Source organism: Chromohalobacter sp. 296-RDG (assembly GCF_029889885.1).
In the GTDB taxonomy this organism is placed as follows: domain Bacteria; phylum Pseudomonadota; class Gammaproteobacteria; order Pseudomonadales; family Halomonadaceae; genus Chromohalobacter.
In genome coordinates, this window is record NZ_JARANY010000051.1 from 1 (window position 1) to 18177 (window position 18177).

Here is an 18177-nt window from a genome sequence, read left to right on the forward strand (position 1 = left end):
TCCGATCTGGTCGATCTGGATTACAACTCGGCAATCTCGGATTACATGCTGAGTAAAGTCGGGCTCCAGGCATCACAGAAATCGTTTGCCGATATCCAGCAGATGTCCCTGTTCCAGTATCTCAACTAGATACCGGTCGAACCTCGTAGATCGTGCCCGAACGCAAAACGCCACGTCCGCAAGGACGTGGCGTTTTGCGTTCGGTTGGATAGGCAGCCTAGCCGCCCGCTAGACGCTGCACCACTTCCTGCATGGTATTCAGGCTGTCGCTGAAGATGATTTCTAGAAAGCGCAGCAGGTCCGGCATCAGTGTCATCAGCAACACGACGCCAGTGGTCAGGGTCATGGGAAAGCCTATCGAGAAGATCGACAACTGCGGCGAGGCGCGGTTGAGGACTCCAAGCGTCAGGTTGATGATCAGTAGCGAGACGATCAAGGGCAATGCCATCAGCACGCCGGACTTGAATAGTTCACCTCCCCAGTAGGCGATGAGCTCGCCGGCGCTGCCATCCACTCTAGGGCCGCCGATGGGCAGAGTCTGGAATGAGTTGGCGAGTATCTCCAGCGTCATCAAATGCCCGTTGAGCGCCAGGAACATGAGCAGGGTGATCATCTGAAAGATGCGCGACAGCACCATGCTGTTACCCACGCCCGGCGTGAAGAAGGTGGCAAACGCCAGCCCCATTTGCAGACCGATGAATTCGCCGGCGGCTTGCACCACCGCGATGGTCACGCGGAGTACCATACCCATGGCGATCCCGATCAGCATTTCCTGCATGAAGATGCCAAGTGCTGCGACCGAGAAGATCGGCGTGTCGGGCATGGGGGGCAGCGTCGGTGCGATGACCACCGCCAACAGTGCGCCCAGTACGATCGAAACCTGGCGCGGTACGCCATGCTGGTTCCATATCGGCGTGGCCGTGAGGAAGGCCAGGATGCGCACGAACGGCCAAAAGAATAGCGTCAGCCATTCATGCAATTGGTCGAACGTTACCTGAACCATAGACGTCTAGCTGACCATCGTAGGCAGGTTCTGAAACAAATTGCGGGTAAAGTCGATCATGGTTTGAATCAACCACGGGCCTGCCACGACCAAAGCGCCGAAGACGCCCAGTATCTTGGGGATGAAGGTCAACGTCATCTCATTGATTTGCGTCGCCGCTTGAAACAAGCTGACCAGCAGGCCGATCAGCAAGGCTGTCATCAACAGGGGGCCGGCGAGCATCAGCGTAACTTTCATGCCCTGATATGCCAGCCCCATGACCATTTCAGGTGTCATGGTAGCGTCTCTCTATCTCTGCCTACATATAGAAGCTGTCGGCCAGCGAGCCGATGAGCAAATTCCAACCGTCGACGAGCACGAATAGCATGAGCTTGAAGGGCAGTGAAATCGTCGCCGGTGGCACCATCATCATCCCCAGTGCCATCAGCACACTGGCGACCACCAGGTCGATGATCAGAAACGGAATGAAGATACTGAAACCGATCTGGAACGCGGTCTTCAGCTCGCTGGTCATGAAGGCCGGTATCAGCAGGCGCATCGGGACATCCTCGGGGCCCTGCATTTCATCGGCGTCGGCCATGCGCGCAAAGAGCGCCAGGTCGGTTTCGCGCGTCTGGGCGAACATGAACTCACGAAAAGGCTGACTGCCTTGTTGCATGGCTTGTTCGAGGCTGATCTGATCCTCGGAGAAAGGTACCCATGCTTGTTCATGCACACGGTCGATGACCGGTGACATGATGAAAAACGTCATGAACAACGCCAGGCCCAGCAAAACCTGGTTGGGCGGCGTCGACTGGGTGCCGATAGCCGTGCGCAGCAGGCTCAACACGATGATGATGCGGGTAAAGCAGGTCATGCCCAGGAGCAGTGCGGGCAAGAAGGCCAGCGAGCTGAGAAACAGCAGCGTCTGCAGGCTCAACGACCATTGCTGACCGCCGTCCCCCGTGGGTTCGGTGACAATGCCCGGGAGTTCCTGCCCCCAGCCCAGCGCGGGCCAGGCTAGCAATAGCATTGCCAGGCCACGACGCAGCATGGTGGCGACGTCTATCCGAGCGGGGATGGCGGCGACGTTCATCGATCTAATTCCTTGTCCGCAGTCGCACCATCCTGAGATTGCGAGGAAGGTGAATCCGGCGATTTGCGTCCCATATTCTGCGCCAGTGCTTGGCGAAAGCGTTGGGCGAAGCTGCCGCTAAGCGGAGCCGGAGACTCCGTCATGGGTGTGTCGCTCGCCTCGGCGGCTGGCATATCCTTGAGCAGGGTGACCTGATTGCCACCGACGCCGAGTACCAGCCAGCGTCCGTCGATCTCGACGACAGTGACGCGCTCGCGTTGGCCGATGGCAGTGTTGGACACCACCTTGACGTGTTGGGACGCGCGCAGACGTCCCGGTGTCAGGCGGCGCAGCAGCCAGGCACATAGCAATATAATGGCGACGATAAGCGCCAGAGAGAGGGCGGTCTTGCCGACCCAGGCCATTCCCATTGCAGCGTCACCGCCACTGTCGAGCGATACGGCCGCCTCGCGTGCACTGTCGGCGACACTCATTTGTTCAGCTTTTTGACGCGTTCCGAAGGAGTGATGATCTCGGTGATGCGGATACCGTACTTGTCATCCACGACCACGACTTCGCCCTGCGCGATCAAATAGCCGTTGATGAGAATATCCATGGGTTCGCCGGCCAGGCCATCCAGTTCGATCACCGAGCCTTGGGCGAGCTCAAGCAATTGCTTGATGGTGATACGCGTACGTCCCAGCTCCACGCTGAGCTTGACCGGGATATCCATGATCATCTCGAGGTCGCGCGGCGTCGTGCCGGCTGCTCCCTCGTCGAGCTGCTTGAACACTTCATGGTCGGCATTTTGCGCCCGTGATGCGTTTTCGCTCGACGTGATGTCGGCGCTTTCTTCTTCGGTCGACTGTTGCTCGGCCATTGCTGCCGCCCACAGGTCTTCTTCCGCATCGGCAGCGCTTTCGTCGTTGTCTTTGGACGCATCGCTATCCTTGGACGCATCTTGCTCTGCCATGGCGTCGGCCCACTCGTCCTCGGTGCCTTTCTGATCGGGGTTCTTGGAATCAGTCATCTTTCGGATCCTTCGCTGCAACTTGGCTCGAGCCGTGTTCGATGAGGTGCCGAACGCGCAATGCGCGTTGGGATTTTTGGCTGCCGTAATCGCACGTCATCACTGGAATACCGTCGACGCTGACATTCACCGCCTCGGGTAATTCGATGGGGATGATGTCGCCCACCGACAGCTGGGTGACATCCCGCAGACGCAAGGGGATGTCGACGAAATCGGCGGTCAGCTCCACGTCCGAGTGGCGGATCTCTTGAGCCATGCGCGCTTCCCACTGCTGCTCCTCGTCGGGATGCGTGTCATGCAGAGGACTGGCAAGCGTGTCGCGGATCGGCTCGATCATCGAGTAGGGAATGCAGATGTTGAACTCGCTGGAGAGATTGCCGACCTCGACGTGGAAGGTGGTGTTGACGACGATCTCGTTGGGCGAGTTGGTGATATTGGCGAACTTCACCTGCAGTTCCGATCGTATGTATTCGATATCCAGGGGATAGACCGATTTCCACGATTCGCTGTAGCCCTCCAGCGCCAGCTTGAGCATGCGGTGGATGATGCGCTGTTCGGTGCGCGTGAACTCACGTCCCTCGGATTTGGTGAGGAAGCGTCCGTCCCCGCCGAACAAGTTGTCGACCACCATGAAGACCAGGCTGGGTGGAAATACCACCAGTGCCGAGCCACGCAATGGTTTCATGGTGATCAGATTGAGGTTGGTGGGCACCGGGAGGTTACGCGAGAACTCGCTATAGCTTTGATAGCGAACGCTTTCAACCGTGATGTCGGCGCTACGCCGCATCAGGTTGAAAAGCGCTACGCGGAACTGGCGGGCGAAGCGTTCGTTGATAATATCCAGCGCATGGAGCCGCTCGCGTATGATGCGATGCTGCTTGGCGGGATCGAACGGACGCACCTTCCCCTGGCGCGAAGTATCGTCTTCCTTCGCGCTATCCTCGTCACCGCTCACGCCCTTTAGGAGCGCGTCGATCTCTTCCTGCGAGAGCAGATCGTCTTGGGACATGTCGTCTTATTGCACAATGAATTCGGAAAATAGCACGCCGGTGACGTCCAGGGGCGGCTGCGGCTCGGCCAATGGTTCGTCGAACAGCGTCAGAATCTGATTGGCAAGGCGTTGCTTGCCCTCGGGCTTGACGAGAGCCCCGGCTTTTTGACTGGAAAGCAGCATCAGCAAGCGACTGCGTACCTCCGGCATGTATTGCTCGAGGACCTCTTTCGTCTTGTCGTCACCCACTTTCAAGGAGAGCCCGACATAGAGAAGACGCTCACTGTATTCATCGTCCTGCAAGTTGACCGTGAACGGTTCGATCTTGACGAAAATCGGCGCCGGTGCCTCTTTGGGCTCGCTCGGCTCTTCGTTGGCCGATGCTTCCTGGCGCGAGTCCATGAGCAGGTAGACACCAATGGAGCTGCCGACCGAGAACAGGACGATCAGGAGCCCTATTAGCCATAGGGACTTGGCGCGCTTGTTGGTTTTGGCCATCGTTTATGTCATTCACTTCGACGTAGATGAGTGGGCCGATTATGGCGATAGGAAGGGCTATTCGATTGCTCGAATAGAAAGCTTCACGCACGCCACTTCGGGCTTTGTCGAGACGGCTATTGTGGACATCCCTCACGTGTTATCGGCAGCTAGGCTCACGCATAAAGGCTAATGCCCGAAGACGCGATATATTGCAGTGGCGTTTCGGTCAGGCTCTGCATGTCAGCGTTCGCGTCACCGGCAGCGAATAGCCCACTTTGGGCGTCACCTCGAGAGCCGGGTTGCCCCTGTTGCTCACCGGTTTGCTGCTGGAACTGATCCTGTTCACCGACGGAGGTCTCGCCCAGGGAGATACCGCTATCGGCAAGGGCTTCGCGCAATTGTGGGATTGCTGCTTCCAGGGCGTGACGTACGGTACCGTGAGCGGAGAAGAACTGCAGGTTGGCCTGCTGCTGATCGCCCATCTTGAGCGAAACGCTCAATGGGCCTAGTTCAGGAGGGTGCAGCCGCAATTCGGCCTGTTGGTCACCGCGCTGTGCCATGCGCACGACCTGCTGGCCGAGCGATTGTCCCCATTCGGCCATGCCGACCTGGGGCGTCAGTGTCGCGGTGGCGGATGCGCCGGCTGTGCTGGCTGCAGCACTGGCATTGGCAGCGGCACCAGCGGTGGCATTGGTGGCATTACCCGAGGTGGCATTGTGGCCCAGGTTGGTGAACAGCGATGAGTCGTTGCCTTGTCGCTCCAGGCCCTGCTGTCTGGTCAGTGTGTCGCCACGTTGTGCATCGGCAACGGCTTGCCCCTGTTGTACCAGGGTGGCACCGAAGGCCGCCGCCGGGGAGATTTGGGCATTGCCTTGTGACGACTGCCCCGAAGCGCTTTGTGCGTTCTGCATCAGTTGGGCGAGAGACTGAGTGTCTTGGCCTTTACCTGTGTTCGACGCGGCGTTGGTCAGCTGTGCCATGAGGTCCTGGCGCGAGAGTGCATCGCCCGCGCCGTCCCGCATGCCGCTGGAGGATTGCTGAATGAGCAGCATGCGTTGCTGAATGTCGTTGAGCGAAAGCTCGCCACCTTGGCTGGCAACTGCACCGCCGGCTCCCCCCTGAGCTTGCGCGGTGCCATTAGCATTGGCTGCGGCATTCGTCGGCAGTTGCGCGACGAGTAGCGCCGCCAGAGCATCGGTAGAGAGTTCCGAACCGTCCTGTTGCGCATCGTCGCCCAACGCTTGCTGTATTTCCCCCAGGCGATCAGTGAGGGCTTCGAGCTGGCTGGCATCACCGCTTTCGAGCCAGTCGCTGAGCAGCTTGGCATCATCGCTGTCTTGCATCAGCTCGTTAAGCGCTGTGACGAGATCGTTACCGTCCTGACTTGCGGTGTCCTTTGACAGCAATTCGGTGCCGGCATCGCCCTTGGCATCCGAGCCGCTACTGGCCTTGCCGAGGAGGCTTGCAAACGGTGAGGCGCTGTCGTCGACATTTCTGCCGCCACGTGTCTCGCCCGCGTTGCCGAGGTTGGACGCGGAGGCTTGATTACTGCCTTGAAGGTTGGTGAGCAGGGCAATATCCATGAGCATGCCTCGTCAAAAGCGGTTATTGGAATGCGTGGTATGCGTCGAGGTGACGTCGAGACCGCGGTCGTTTTCCTGCTGGCGCGACATGCGCGCCGACATCTCATCGAAGAACTGCTGCTCACGCCGCGTGGCGCGTTTCTGTTCGACCTGTTCGCGGCGTGACACCAGCGTATCGTACGTGTTGAGCTTGCGTCGCTCGCCTTGCCACGCTTGTTGCTGGCGGTCGAGTTGGCGTTGCTGGTCGTGAAGCACTTTGCGCTGGCTGGCGATGGCCTGATCGAGGGAGGCCAGAAACTGTTGGTAATTGTGCCAGTTGGCAGGCTCGATGCCCTGCTCCATGCTCTTGTCGAGACGCTGACGGTATTCGTGCCGATAGTTCAAGAGCTGGTCCAGGCGCTGCTGCGTTTCCTGCAGACTGCGACGGGAGTGTCCCACCGACTGCGCCGCCTGATCGCAGGTTTCCTGCGCCAGTTCCTTGAGTGTGGAGAGCGGTGAGCGTGCGTTCATGAGAGCTCCTTACCGCGATGCAGAGTGAATGACATCAGCGCGTCTCCGGAAATAGCGATGCTAGAGCGTCCAGCGTCGCGGTGACATCGGCTTGTTCGTAGATTCCCTGCTGGAGAAAACCTTCGAGACGCGGATAAAGAGAGACGGCGCGGTCGAGCTGCGGGTCGTGACCCGCGGCGTAAGCGCCGACGCTGATCAGGTCGCGATTGCGTTGATAACTCGAGAAAAGCTGTTTGAAGCGTTTCGCCCGACGCTGGTGGGCGCCTTCGGTGATCTCGGTCATCGCACGGCTGATCGAGGCTTCGATATCGATGGCGGGGTAGTGCCCGCTCTCCGACAGGTCTCGCGAGAGCACGACGTGGCCATCGAGAATGGCGCGCGCGGCATCGGCGATGGGGTCCTGTTGGTCGTCGCCTTCGGTCAGTACGGTATAGAAAGCAGTGATTGACCCCCCGCCGGGTTTGCCGTTGCCGGCACGCTCGACTAGCCCGGGCAGGCGCGCGAAGACGGACGGCGGATAGCCTTTGGTGGCGGGCGGTTCGCCCACTGCGAGGGCGATCTCGCGCATGGCCATGGCGTAGCGTGTCAAGGAGTCCATGATCAACAGGACGTTACGTCCTTCGTCACGGAAGCCTTCGGCGATACGCGTGGCGTAGGCGGCACCTTGCAAGCGTTGCAGCGGCGAAACGTCGGCAGGAGCAGCGACGACCACGGCGCGCTCGCGCCCCTCGGTGCCCAGGATGTTCTCGATGAACTCCTTGACCTCGCGACCACGCTCGCCGATCAGGCCGACGACGATGACATCGGCCTGGGTGTAACGCGACATCATGCCGAGCAACACACTCTTGCCTACCCCTGAGCCTGCGAAAAGTCCCATGCGCTGCCCACGTCCGACGCTCAACAAGCCGTTGATGGCACGAATGCCGACATCGATCACGGACTCGATGGGGGCGCGATCCAGCGGATTGATGGGCCGCGTGTTCAATGGGGCATGCGGGGCGTTCTCCAGTGAGCCCTTGCCGTCGAGGGCACGACCGTTGCCGTCCAGCACGCGTCCGAGGAGTGCGTCGCCGAGGGGGAAACGGCGTGCGCTGGCGGCATCGCGCTGATTGTTGCCCAGCATCAGCACGCGTGCACCCGGCACCAAGCCCTGGGTATCGCCTAGCGGCATGAGAAACAGTCGATCTCCGGCAAAACCAACCACTTCGGCTTCGGCATACTCGGTATGCCCATGCTGGGCGAGTTCCACCAGGCACGCGCTGCCCAGAGGCAGACGCAAGCCGGTCGCTTCGAGCACCAGGCCGGTGGCACGCACGATCTTGCCGTGGGGGCGGCGTGTATCCAGCTCCTCGATACGCTGTGTGACCTTACCCAGGGCGCGCTGCCAATGGGCGCCGTGAGAGGTCTCGTTGTGCGTGTCGGCAAGGTGCGTCTCAGTCATCACCGGCCTCCGGCCCCGTTGCCGGGGAAGGTGCGACATGGCGTTGACGACGTTGATTCAACGCGGTTTGCCAGCGTGTCTCGAGCGTGGCGTCGAGTCCGCCGGTGGCGCTTTCGGCACGACACCCGCCGCGTTGCAGCGAGGCGTCTTCGTGCAGCGTCCAGTGAGCGACTTCGAGCTCGTTGCCGACATGATCGTTGACCAGCGCCAGGTCGTCGGGGTGTAGCCACAACTGAGTGGGGCCGTCGAGCACGGGCTCCTCGTGGAGTAGCTGGCGAACCAGCGTCACGACGTGCTCGGGTGTGGCGATCAACGCTTCGTCGGCCAGGTGCTTGCCGGTGAGCATGGCCAACTCGACGAGCTGGTCGGCGAGTTGGGTGTCCATCGTATCCAGCGCAGCGCGGAACTCGCTAGCGAGTTGGCCAAGAGGGGCGAGGGCGTCGTCGAGCTGGCGCTTGGCTTCTTGATCGCCTGCCTCGCGCCCCTCCTGGAGCCCTTTTTCGTAACCGGCCTGGCGGCTTTCTTCGAAGCCGGCGTCATAACCTTCGCGATAGGCGCTTTCGCGGGTCTTGTGGTGCAGTGCTTCGCGTTCTTCGATCAGACGCTGACGCTGCTCGCGCCGGCGTTGTTCGAAGCGTTGTGCACGATCGAGTTGATCGTTGCCGTCGTGACTGTCACGCGGCAGCTCCTCCATGCGCCAGGGGCGCCAGCGTTGGTCGTCCGGTGTATGAATGACGTCGTCGGATAGCGGCTTGTCAGACATAGCTGTCGTCACCTCCGCTCAATACGATTTCGCCGTTGTCGGCCAGGCGGCGCACCACCTGCAGGATCGCTTTCTGCTCGGTCTCGACCTGGGAAACCCGCACCGGGCCGCGTGCTTCGAGGTCTTCGCGCATCAACGTGGCCGCACGTTGCGACATGTTTTGAGTGATCTTGTCGATGAGGGCTTCTTGAGCCCCCTTGAGAGCCACGACCAGCGAGTTGGTATCGACTTCCTTGAGAATGAGCTGAATACCACGATCGTCGATGTCGAGAATGTTCTCGAACAAGAACATTTCGTCGATGATCCGCTGTGCGAGGTCGTCGTTGTGCGCCCGTACGGCATCGATGACGACTTCTTCTTGGGACGAGTTCATCAGATTGAGGATCTCGGCGGCGGTTCTCACGCCCCCCATCTTGCTGCGCTTGACGTTCTGGCCGTCGAGCATGCTGCCGAGTACTTCGGTTAGCTCCTGCAATGCCGCTGGTTGCACGCCGCTGAACGTCGCGATACGCAGCACGATATCGTTGCGCAGCTTCTCATCGAGTTGTTCGAGCACATCGGCGGCCAAGTTGCGGTCCAGGTGGATGACGATGGTGGCGATGATCTGCGGATGCTCGTCGCGGATCATCTCGGCCACGGTGGTACTCTCCATCAGGTTCAGCGCGTCGATGCCCGAGGCGGAGCCGGTCGTCTCGAGAATGTCCTCGATCACGCTGTTGGCTCGCTCGCTTCCCAGCGCTTTGGTGAGCACGGTTCGAATGTGCTCGCTGCTGTGCAGGTTGACGGCAGAGAACTGCTCCACTTCATCGTGGAACTCTTTGAGAGCCTCCTCCATTTCCTGGTGCGAGATTTGATTCAAGGAGGCCATCTCCAGGCTGATTTCCTGGACCTCCTTATTGCCGAGGTACTTGAAGACCTCGGCGGCACTGTCCTCGTCCAACGAAAGCAGCAGAATTGCGCTTCGGCGAGCGCCACTCATCTTACTCATGGGAACCCATCCACCCTCTGACGATCATGGCGACGAGACGCGGGTCTTCCTGAGCGATCTCACGTACGTCACGGAGGTTTTGCTCATAGCTGGCTGAGCGCCGTTCACGCCGCTTCTGTGGCGGCACCGGCGGTTCTTCCTCGGCGCCAGCTGTCTCGGCTTGAGTAGTTGCATAGGCCTCGGCACCACCGTCTCCACCGGCACCGGCAGTCGCACCGGCAGGACTTGGCGTGGCCGGTGTAAAGGCAGGGCGTTCGGTCTGGCGTTGAACCAGCGGGCGCAGTACCTTGAACCACAGGAACAGGGCGACTAGGCCGATCAGCAGGTATTTGCCCAGTGTGGCGGCCAGCGACCACAACAAAGTAGATTCCCACCAGGGTGGTTCGGGGGCCTTTTCGTTGGTGTCGTCAAAGGGCGAGTTGACGACCTTGAGCTGGTCGCCACGTGCTGCCGAGAAGCCCATGGCCTGCTGTACGAGGCTGCGGATGTTGGCGATCTCGTCGTCGCTCAGGGGCACTCGCGCCGGGTTGCCATCTTCATCGACGCCGTCGCGGTAATTGACCACGATGGCGGCATTGAGGCGTTCGATGGCACCGGTCTGGTGCTGAACGTGCTCGACCTGGTGATCGACCTCGTAATTGATGGTGTTGTCGCGGCTGGTGCGCCCCAGGGCGGCGTTTTCCTGGGTCGCAGCGTTGTCGCCATCCTCAGCCTGAGCGTCATCGTCTTGTGCGTCGTCGCCTTCGCCATCATTGTTTTCCTGTGGTGCATTGATGGGCGACGCTGCGGTACCGGGAGGTTGATTGCTCAACGCTCCAGGAATCCCCATGGCCAGGTCAGAATCACCGCTGTAGGTGATGCTCGATTGCTCGCTACGTACGGCGGCTTCATTGGGTGGCTGGTTGGGGGAATAGGTTTCGCTGGTGCCTTCGCGCTTGGAAAAATCGAGCTGGGCGGAGACTTCGGCCTTGACGTTACGCGCGCCGAGGATGGGCGCCAGAATCGATTCGATACGCTCGGCATAGCTGCGCTCGACTCGGGCAACGTAATCCAGCTGCGTGCCGCTGAGCGCGTCGTTGCCATCACTGGCAGGAGAGAGCAGGCTGCCTGTCTGGTCGACGATGGAAATATCATCGGTCGCGAGCTCGGAAACGCTACTCGACACCAGATGCATGATCGCCTGCACCTGGCCTTCGCCGAGAACACGCCCGCGCTGGAGGTCGAGCATGACGGAAGCGCTGGCGGGCTCGCTCTCGCGGACGAAGACTGACGGCTTGGCCATGGCGAGGTGAACGCGGGCATGAGAGACCGGCCCAAGGTCTTCGATGGTGCGCGACAGTTCGCCCTCGAGCGCGCGCTGATAATTGACATGCTCGGTGAACTGGCTGATGCCGAACGACTGTTCGTCCATCAGTTCATAGCCCACGCCGGAGGCTTCCGGCAAGCCTTGTTCGGCGAGCTGCATGCGTAGCTTGTTAACCCGGTCGGCGGGTACCAGCAGTGCCTGACCGTTCTCGCTGAACTCGTAGGGCACGCCCATGCTGTCGAGCTCCGAGACGATCTTTCCGCCATCTTCCTGAGTGAGCGTCGAATACAACACGCGGTAATCGGGGGAGCTTGCCCACATCAAAAGCGCGGCTATAACTGCGACGCTCGCGGCGGCGGCGATAATCAGCGGTACGCGCGGGTTACTACGCAGTCGGGCGACAAACGATTGAGCACCGCCCGAGGCGGCGTTGCCTTGACGTTGTCCTGATGTACCTTGGTTGGCCTCGGTCGAAGAGGATGCTGCGGTGCTCATGTCATCCTCCGGCAACGCCGGGGTAGGCACTGAAAAGGTTCAGCGGCAAGCATGGGGGTGTCCAACTCCAGAATTCGGCGCATCGTTTGACGCCTCATGACGGTGCGATCGATACCGTTACGAAGCGTATGTGTGATGACGGCCATTATGTGGAGTCAAGAAAACCCTAAAGGGTGGAAAAGCCGATGTTTTAAGTCCCAATTGCAGATATGGCGCAGGCCAGGTTACTGATAAGGTTCATCAACGTATTCCAAAGCTGTTTGATCAGCGGAGAAAAGTCATGAGTGCACCGGCCATTTCCCAGGCACTTCAGCAAATGCAGTCCATGGCCAATCAGGCGGGCCAGATGCCCGGGACCCAGGTCAATACGTCAGTCGGAAGCGGTGGTTTTACCGGTGAATTGCACAGCGCGATTTCACGCATCAATAGCTTAAAGCAGAGTGCCAACGCTCAGGCTAAAGCGTTCGAGGCGGGTGAGCCGGGCGTGGAGCTCAACGATGTCATGGTCGATATGCAAAAGGCCAGTATTGCCTTTGAAATGGGCAAGCAGGTACGCAACCGCTTTGTGACTGCCTATAAGGATGTCATGAATATGCAGGTGTAATGCGATAGCGGTCACCCAGGCACCGTCACCCCGGCGGTGTAATGTGTCTTGGCTCTTACCGTGAGCTGACGCTTCTCTTGTCGGTAACGCCGCGACTTCTCTACCGGTAACGTCGCAAGAAGCGCGTGTCGATATAGCGCTTGAGCCGCAAGGCCAAGCGGCCACCTCGCCAGTGTTCTCCGTAAAGTGCCAATCCCTTGTCGTGCATGTCCACGATGGATAGTGCCGTTGCCGGTGGCTGGTAGTCACTCAGTGGCGTGTCATTCTGCAGGGCAATCAGATTCTGCAGTAGCACGGGGCCTTGGCGAACGCCTTCGATACCGCGCTTGGGGAGGCTTTGATCGGTCAGCGAGGCGCAGTCGCCGACGGCGAAGATCGCCGTGTGTTCCTCGCTTTGTAGCGTTGCCTTGATGCAGATGCCGTTGTCGTCGAGCGCCAGTGGCAGATCGGCGACGCAGTACGCGGGGCGCAATCCCGTGGCGAGGACGATGTCATCGGGTAAGACGTCGAGGGTGTCGAGCCATCCGGCGCCACCATCGAAGGCTACGTTGGGTTGCCAGTCGACGCCCAGGCGTGAGAGCTGACTGCTGGCCCAGCGTGATGCTGTCTCCGGTGCGGCGGGCAATAAGCGTGAGTGGCGCGTGACAAGCCGAATAGTGTTGGCGGCCCCGAGGCGTTGGCTCAGCCCTGCCAGATTGGCGGCCATTTCCACGCCGGAAGGTCCGCCACCGACCACGACCATATGCAAAGCCTGGCGTTGCTGGGCGGCATCGAGCACATGCTGGCGTAGCGCATCGAGACGCTCGATGGGCTTGACGTGCCAGTAGCGCGCGTCGCCCCAGGCAGGAACGGTCGCGCCAGTTGGGGTCGGCGGTACGACGTCGCTGCCCACGTTGAGCGAGAGTACATCAAAGTCGATGTGATGACCGTCGGCCAGGAAAACATGCTTGGTGTGCACGTCGAGTGCCACGAAAGGCGCTGTAACATGCTCGATGCCATGGCGCGCGGAGAGGGCAGCGATGTCGAGGCTGCAGGCATCACGCGGTGCACCACCGAGCAGCCGTGCGGCCATGCCCGAATACCAGAAACGCGTGGGGGCCACGAGTGTGATGCGATAGCCGGCGCGACGTAATGCGGTAGCGTGTTTCAACAAGTGGAGGTGCGCGTGACCGGCACCTACCAGCACCAGATGCGTCGTCATGAAGGCGTGTTTCCTCGGGCCAGGCGGCCGTCGCGAAGCAGGTCGTACGGCGTTCTTGTTCACTCTAGACGATATCGGCGCTGTGACGCTTGCCTTATCTGGCGCCGGCGCGTCGGCCTTGCCAGGCGGAAAGCGAATATAGCGCCAATCCGAGCCAGATGAGTACGAAGGTGATGAGTTGCAGCGTGCCTAATGGCTCACGAAAGATCAGCAGTGCGATCAAGAATTGCAAGGTGGGGTTGATGTACATCAAGAACCCTACTGTCGACAGGCGCAGTCGGCGCGCGGCTCCGGCGAAGGCCAGCAATGGCAGAGCCGTCAGGGCGCCACTCGCTACCAGCAGCGTGGTGTTACGCGCGGTGCCCCCGAAATGGGACAGGCCGGCAACCTCGAACCAGGCCACGGCAAGCAAGCCGAGGGGCAGCAATATGAATGTCTCGACAAACAGTCCCGAAAGGCCGTCCAGGCTGACCTGCTTACGCAACAGGCCATAGGTGCCGAAGCTGAGAGCAAGACAAATGCTGATCCACGGCAGACCACCGAGCCCCACCAGTTGAACGCCGATGGCGATGATGGCGATGGCCACTGCGGTGCCCTGGAGACGTGACATGCGTTCGCGCAGTACCAGCATGCCCAGCGCTACGTTGACCAGTGGCGTCATGAAATAGCCGAGGCTGGCCTGGAGAACGTGGTGGGTTTCCACGGCATAGATATAGAGCCCCCAGTTGAAGCCGATGAGCAAGGCACAGCCGAGTACCCGTACCAGCAGATGCGGCGCGCGCAAGGCGGCCATGACCGGCTGCCAGCGCCCTAAGAGGGTCACCACGAGGACCAGAAACAGGCACGCCCAGAGGATGCGATGGGTGAGGATTTCCCAAGCGGGTACACCCTCGAAAAGCGAGAAAAAAAGCGGAAAGCAGCCCCATAGCGTATAGGCGACCACGCCGAACATGACACCCTGGGCGGCTTCCTTATCCGCGGCAGTCGTCGGTGCGCAAGACGTGTCTTGCGGGGCACTCTCTTTAGCACTCTCTCGAGTCATGGGGACCTCAGCGTGGGGCGATAAAGCCGAACAGGAGAACGCTAATCTAACATGGACGAAAGAGACTTGCCGCCGCCCTGAGCTGGCCTTCAGACTGAAGCATCAATCTGGGAGGTGTGTAATGAGTGAATTACGTACGACTCTGGTGCAGGCCGACCTGCGCTGGGAAGATCCCCAAGCCAATTGCCGTTTGCTCGAGGAACGTCTGGGCACGCTCTCGGCGGACGATACGGACTTGATCGTGCTGCCGGAAATGTTCGCTACGGGGTTCACCATGAATTCCCGTGAGATGGCCGAGCCCATGGCGCAAAGTGCCACCGTTGCCTGGATGGCCGAACAAGCCCGCCAGCGTGGTTGCGTAGTGACCGGCAGCGTGGCCGTGGTCGAGGACGACGAATATTTCAATCGTCTTATCTGGGCGCGCCCGGATGGCGATATCACGCATTACGACAAGCGCCACCTGTTCCGCATGGCCGGCGAGCACGAGCGCTATGGCATGGGCAGCGAGCGCGTCATCGTCGAGCTCAAGGGCTTTCGCATTCTGTTGAGTGTCTGCTATGACCTGCGATTTCCCGTATGGCTGCGCCAGCAGCCCGCGCCGGGCGAGCATTTCGAGTATGATGCGCTGCTGTGCGTTGCCAACTGGCCCGCGCCCCGTCGTCAGCCTTGGCGGACCCTGCTACAGGCGCGTGCCGTCGAGAATCTCTGCTATGTAATCGGCGTCAATCGCGTAGGAGAAGATGCCAAGGGGCTGGCGTATGCGGGTGACTCGATGCTTGTCGACTTCAAGGGCGAGCCCTTGATCGACGAGCCGCGCGACGCGCCTTTCATGCGTACCGGCTTCCTGGATCGTCAGGCGCTGAGTACGTTCCGTGACAAATTTCCGGCCTGGATGGACGCCGATCGCTTCCAGGTCGAGGAGTGAATTGACTGCATGCGTCTCGACCGTTTTTTAAGTGAAAGTACCGAGCTGACGCGCTCGCTAGCCAAGAAAGCCCTGCACCGCGGCGAGGTCGAGGTGGATGGTGATGTGATCAAAAATGCCGCCTTCAAACTCGGTGACGAACAGGACGTACGCTGGATGGGGGAGCCCTTGGCTCTGGTCGGCGTGCGCTATCTGATGCTCAATAAGCCCACGGGCTATGAGTGCACGACACGGCCGGGGCGTTATCCCTCGTTGATCGAGTTGCTGGATGTCACTAAGCGTAGTCGCTTGCACATCGCAGGACGCTTGGATGTCGATACTACAGGGCTTGTGTTGATCACCGAGGATGGGCAATGGTCGCATCGACTGACATCCCCCAAGCGACGTTGCGACAAGCATTATCTCGTGACGCTGGCTCAACCGCTGATGGAAGGGGCGGAAGATCTCCTGGCAGCGGGGCTAATGCTGGAAAAGGAAGATAAGCCGACGTTGCCCGCGCGCCTCGAACGTTTGCCGACGCCGGACGAAGACGAGGTGGTTCAGGCGCGTCTGATCATCCAGGAAGGCCGCTACCACCAGATCAAGCGCATGTTCGCGGCGCTGGGTAACGAGGTCGTGGCACTGCATCGTGAACGGATCGGCGATATCGTCCTCGACTCAGCGCTAGCGCCAGGCGAGTGGCGAGAGCTTAGCGAAGCGGAAGTCGCATCCATCTAGTTTATACCGTTATCTTATTCCCGCGCTTATAGCTCCTTAACCTGACAACCCGGCCATGGCGTACAAAAAAGTCCGTCAGGTGCCGAATTTCAATCCAGAGGCCTCGAGAAGACGCTTGGTATACGCTTCTTGAGGTTGCTTGAGTAACGCTTCACAGTCGCCTTGCTCGACGATCTCGCCGTCTTTAAGCACCACGATGCGGTGCGCCATGGCGCGTACGACGGCGAGATCATGGCTGATGAATAGGTAACTCAGCCCGCGTCTCGCTTGAAGCCCGCGCAGCAAACCGATGAGCTGTTTCTGCACGCTGCGGTCGAGTGCAGAGGTCGGCTCGTCGAGCACGAGTAGATCGGGCTCGAGAATGATGGCGCGTGCCACGGCGATACGCTGGCGTTGGCCTCCGGAGAACTCGTGCGGATAGCGTGCCGCGCAATTCGCCGGCAGACCGACTTCTTCGAGGGTGGTGGCAACGCGTTGCTGGATCTCTGCGTCGCTGAGTGCCGGGTGATGAAAACGCAGCCCTTCGCTGACGATATCCATGACGGGCATACGCGGCGAGAGCGAGCCGTAAGGATCCTGGAAGACGACTTGAAAGCGCCGCCGACGGCGGCGTAGCGCGTTGCCACGCAACTTATCCAGGCGTTCGCCATCGAAGACGATCTCGCCGTCGGCGGCGGTCAGGCGTAGAAGCGCCAGCGCCAGCGTGGTCTTGCCAGAGCCCGATTCGCCGACCAGGCCCAGAGTCTCGCCGCGTGCCAGGGTGATATCCAGCGGCTGGACGGCCACGAAGGGGGCGGGACGGCGCCCGAACCAGGATCTGCTCCGCGCGAAAGAGACGCCGAGGCGGCGTGCCTCGAGCAGCATCGTACGGGTCTCCGGCAACGGCGCGGCATGGCCATCGGGATTGGCGGCGAGCAGGTGTTGGGTATAGGCCGCGCGGGGGGTATCGAAGACGCGTGTAATGCTGCCACTTTCGACGAGTCGTCCGTGCTGCATGACATGCACGCTGTCGGCATGCTGGCGTACCAGATTGAGATCGTGGGTGATGAACAGCATGGCCATGCCATTGGCGTCGCGTAGCCACGCCAGCAAGGCCAGGATTTCCTGTTGAACAGTGACATCGAGCGCCGTGGTCGGCTCGTCGGCAATGAGCAGTCGCGGCTTGTTGGCGATGGCCATGGCGATCACCACGCGCTGACGTTGCCCGCCCGAGAGCTGATGGGGGTGCGCCTCGAGGAGTTCGTCGGGGCGCGGCAACTGTACTTCCACCAGCAATTCCCGAGCGCGCTGACGGGCGGCACGGCCGCGCAAGCCTTGATGCAGACGTAGGGTTTCGCTGAGCTGCTTGCCGACCGGGTGCAAGGGATTGAGCGAGGTCGTGGGCTCCTGGAAAACGAAGCCGACTTGACCGCCGCGCAGCGTATTCCAGCGACGTGGTGAAAGCCCTTCGAGAGACTCTCCGCAGAGCCGGCGTTCGCCTTCGACCCGCGCGCCGGGCGGCAGCAGATCGAGGGCGCCTAGAGCCGAGACCGATTTGCCGGAGCCCGATTCGCCGACCAAAGCCGCGGTTTCGCCACGGCGTATGGTGAGTGACAGGTCCTCGACGACGCGCATGTCGCCGAAGGCGATGCGCAGGGCATCGAGTTCGAATACGACGTCGTCATTGGCCATGCGCGGTTCTCCCGGGTAGATCGTCGGTCTCGGCGGAGGTCGGCGTGGTGGTGCTGGGCACGTGGCGTGGGTCGAAGGCGTCGCGCAGTCCTTCGCCGATAAAGACCAGCAGCGAAAGCATGATTCCGAGGCTCAGGAAGGCTGTAATGCCAAGCCAGGGTGCCTGCAGGTTGTTCTTGCCCTGGGCGACGAGTTCACCTAGTGAGGGCGAGCCTGGTGGCAGGCCGAAGCCCAGGAAATCCAGCGCGGTGAGGGTGGTGATCGCGCCGGTGAACAGAAACGGGATGAAAGTCAGGGTGGCGACCATGGCGTTGGGCAGCACATGGCGCCACATGATCAGGCGCGATGGCAGCCCCATGGCTCGCGCCGCGCG

20 protein-coding genes and 1 pseudogene are annotated in these 18177 nt (G+C 60.6%); 4 read left to right on the forward strand and 17 right to left on the reverse strand.

All coding sequences use genetic code 11. The annotated features are described in order from the left end of the window. A pseudogene (locus OP495_RS13835) lies at positions 1-129 on the forward strand (flagellar hook-associated protein 3); the annotation flags it as partial. Between the two features lie 88 nt (positions 130-217). Here the strand turns inward: OP495_RS13835 and fliR are convergent. The 13 genes from fliR to fliF form a co-directional block, all read right to left on the reverse strand. After that, on the reverse strand, positions 218-1003 hold the full coding sequence (gene fliR / locus OP495_RS13840; protein WP_280570073.1) for a flagellar biosynthetic protein FliR: 786 nt from the start codon (positions 1001-1003) through the stop codon (positions 218-220). A gap of 6 nt (positions 1004-1009) precedes the next feature. Continuing rightward, positions 1010-1279: a flagellar biosynthesis protein FliQ gene (fliQ, locus tag OP495_RS13845; protein WP_280562061.1), complete on the reverse strand. Its 270-nt coding sequence runs from the start codon at positions 1277-1279 to the stop codon at positions 1010-1012. 22 nt (positions 1280-1301) lie between these two features. Next, positions 1302-2036: a flagellar type III secretion system pore protein FliP gene (fliP, locus tag OP495_RS13850; protein WP_280562376.1), complete on the reverse strand. Its 735-nt coding sequence runs from the start codon at positions 2034-2036 to the stop codon at positions 1302-1304. Positions 2037-2074: 38 nt separating this feature from the next. Continuing rightward, complete coding sequence (fliO, locus tag OP495_RS13855) at positions 2075-2551, reverse strand: flagellar biosynthetic protein FliO (RefSeq protein WP_280562060.1); 477 nt, start codon at positions 2549-2551, stop codon at positions 2075-2077. Then, positions 2548-3087, reverse strand: a complete 540-nt coding sequence (fliN, locus tag OP495_RS13860; RefSeq protein ID WP_280570076.1) for a flagellar motor switch protein FliN — start codon at positions 3085-3087, stop codon at positions 2548-2550. The genes fliO and fliN overlap by 4 nt, the downstream gene beginning before the upstream one ends. Beyond that, positions 3080-4096, reverse strand: a complete 1017-nt coding sequence (gene fliM, locus OP495_RS13865) for a flagellar motor switch protein FliM (protein ID WP_280562058.1) — start codon at positions 4094-4096, stop codon at positions 3080-3082. The genes fliN and fliM overlap by 8 nt, the downstream gene beginning before the upstream one ends. Before the next feature lie 6 nt (positions 4097-4102). Next, positions 4103-4576 carry a flagellar basal body-associated protein FliL gene (gene fliL / locus OP495_RS13870; RefSeq protein ID WP_280562057.1) on the reverse strand — a complete coding sequence of 158 codons (474 nt, stop codon included), beginning with the start codon at positions 4574-4576 and terminating at the stop codon, positions 4103-4105. 155 nt (positions 4577-4731) lie between these two features. Then, positions 4732-6141 carry a flagellar hook-length control protein FliK gene (locus tag OP495_RS13875; protein WP_280570078.1) on the reverse strand — a complete coding sequence of 470 codons (1410 nt, stop codon included), beginning with the start codon at positions 6139-6141 and terminating at the stop codon, positions 4732-4734. A 12-nt stretch (positions 6142-6153) separates the two neighbouring features. Then, positions 6154-6651, reverse strand: a complete 498-nt coding sequence (gene fliJ, locus OP495_RS13880) for a flagellar export protein FliJ (RefSeq protein ID WP_280570081.1) — start codon at positions 6649-6651, stop codon at positions 6154-6156. Positions 6652-6685: 34 nt separating this feature from the next. Next, a complete protein-coding gene (fliI, locus tag OP495_RS13885; protein ID WP_280562054.1) occupies positions 6686-8092 on the reverse strand; it encodes a flagellar protein export ATPase FliI in 1407 nt (468 codons plus the stop codon). Further along, entirely contained in the window at positions 8085-8855 is a 771-nt protein-coding gene (locus tag OP495_RS13890; RefSeq protein WP_280570084.1) for a flagellar assembly protein FliH, read from the reverse strand. The genes fliI and OP495_RS13890 overlap by 8 nt, the downstream gene beginning before the upstream one ends. After that, a complete protein-coding gene (fliG, locus tag OP495_RS13895) occupies positions 8848-9843 on the reverse strand; it encodes a flagellar motor switch protein FliG (RefSeq protein ID WP_280562052.1) in 996 nt (331 codons plus the stop codon). The genes OP495_RS13890 and fliG overlap by 8 nt, the downstream gene beginning before the upstream one ends. Beyond that, positions 9836-11644, reverse strand: a complete 1809-nt coding sequence (gene fliF, locus OP495_RS13900) for a flagellar basal-body MS-ring/collar protein FliF (protein WP_280570087.1) — start codon at positions 11642-11644, stop codon at positions 9836-9838. Before fliF ends, fliG begins: the two co-directional genes overlap by 8 nt. 280 nt (positions 11645-11924) lie before the next feature. On the opposite strand from fliF, the gene fliE reads away from it, so the two are divergent. Then, positions 11925-12248 carry a flagellar hook-basal body complex protein FliE gene (gene fliE / locus OP495_RS13905; protein WP_280562050.1) on the forward strand — a complete coding sequence of 108 codons (324 nt, stop codon included), beginning with the start codon at positions 11925-11927 and terminating at the stop codon, positions 12246-12248. A 100-nt stretch (positions 12249-12348) separates the two neighbouring features. Here the strand turns inward: fliE and OP495_RS13910 are convergent, their stop codons facing one another. Next, positions 12349-13449, reverse strand: a complete 1101-nt coding sequence (locus OP495_RS13910) for an FAD-dependent oxidoreductase (RefSeq protein WP_280570090.1) — start codon at positions 13447-13449, stop codon at positions 12349-12351. A gap of 94 nt (positions 13450-13543) precedes the next feature. Then, positions 13544-14401, reverse strand: coding sequence for an EamA family transporter RarD (rarD, locus tag OP495_RS13915; protein WP_280570100.1), 858 nt, complete (start codon positions 14399-14401; stop codon positions 13544-13546). 211 nt (positions 14402-14612) lie between these two features. Here rarD and OP495_RS13920 point away from each other — a divergent pair, with 211 nt between their 5' ends. After that, positions 14613-15416: an amidohydrolase gene (locus OP495_RS13920; RefSeq protein WP_280562048.1), complete on the forward strand. Its 804-nt coding sequence runs from the start codon at positions 14613-14615 to the stop codon at positions 15414-15416. Positions 15417-15425: 9 nt separating this feature from the next. Next, positions 15426-16133: a 16S rRNA pseudouridine(516) synthase RsuA gene (rsuA, locus tag OP495_RS13925; protein ID WP_280570092.1), complete on the forward strand. Its 708-nt coding sequence runs from the start codon at positions 15426-15428 to the stop codon at positions 16131-16133. A 75-nt stretch (positions 16134-16208) separates the two neighbouring features. On the opposite strand, the gene OP495_RS13930 is transcribed toward rsuA, so the two are convergent. Together OP495_RS13930 and OP495_RS13935 are read right to left on the reverse strand one after the other, a co-directional pair. After that, the gene (locus OP495_RS13930) at positions 16209-17804 is read right to left on the reverse strand and encodes a dipeptide ABC transporter ATP-binding protein (protein WP_280570094.1); all 1596 of its coding nucleotides are present in this window, start codon (positions 17802-17804) and stop codon (positions 16209-16211) included. Further along, positions 17794-18177 (reverse strand): ABC transporter permease subunit (locus OP495_RS13935; protein WP_280570097.1); only part of this gene is annotated, 384 nt, incomplete at its 5' end. The genes OP495_RS13935 and OP495_RS13930, both read right to left, overlap by 11 nt.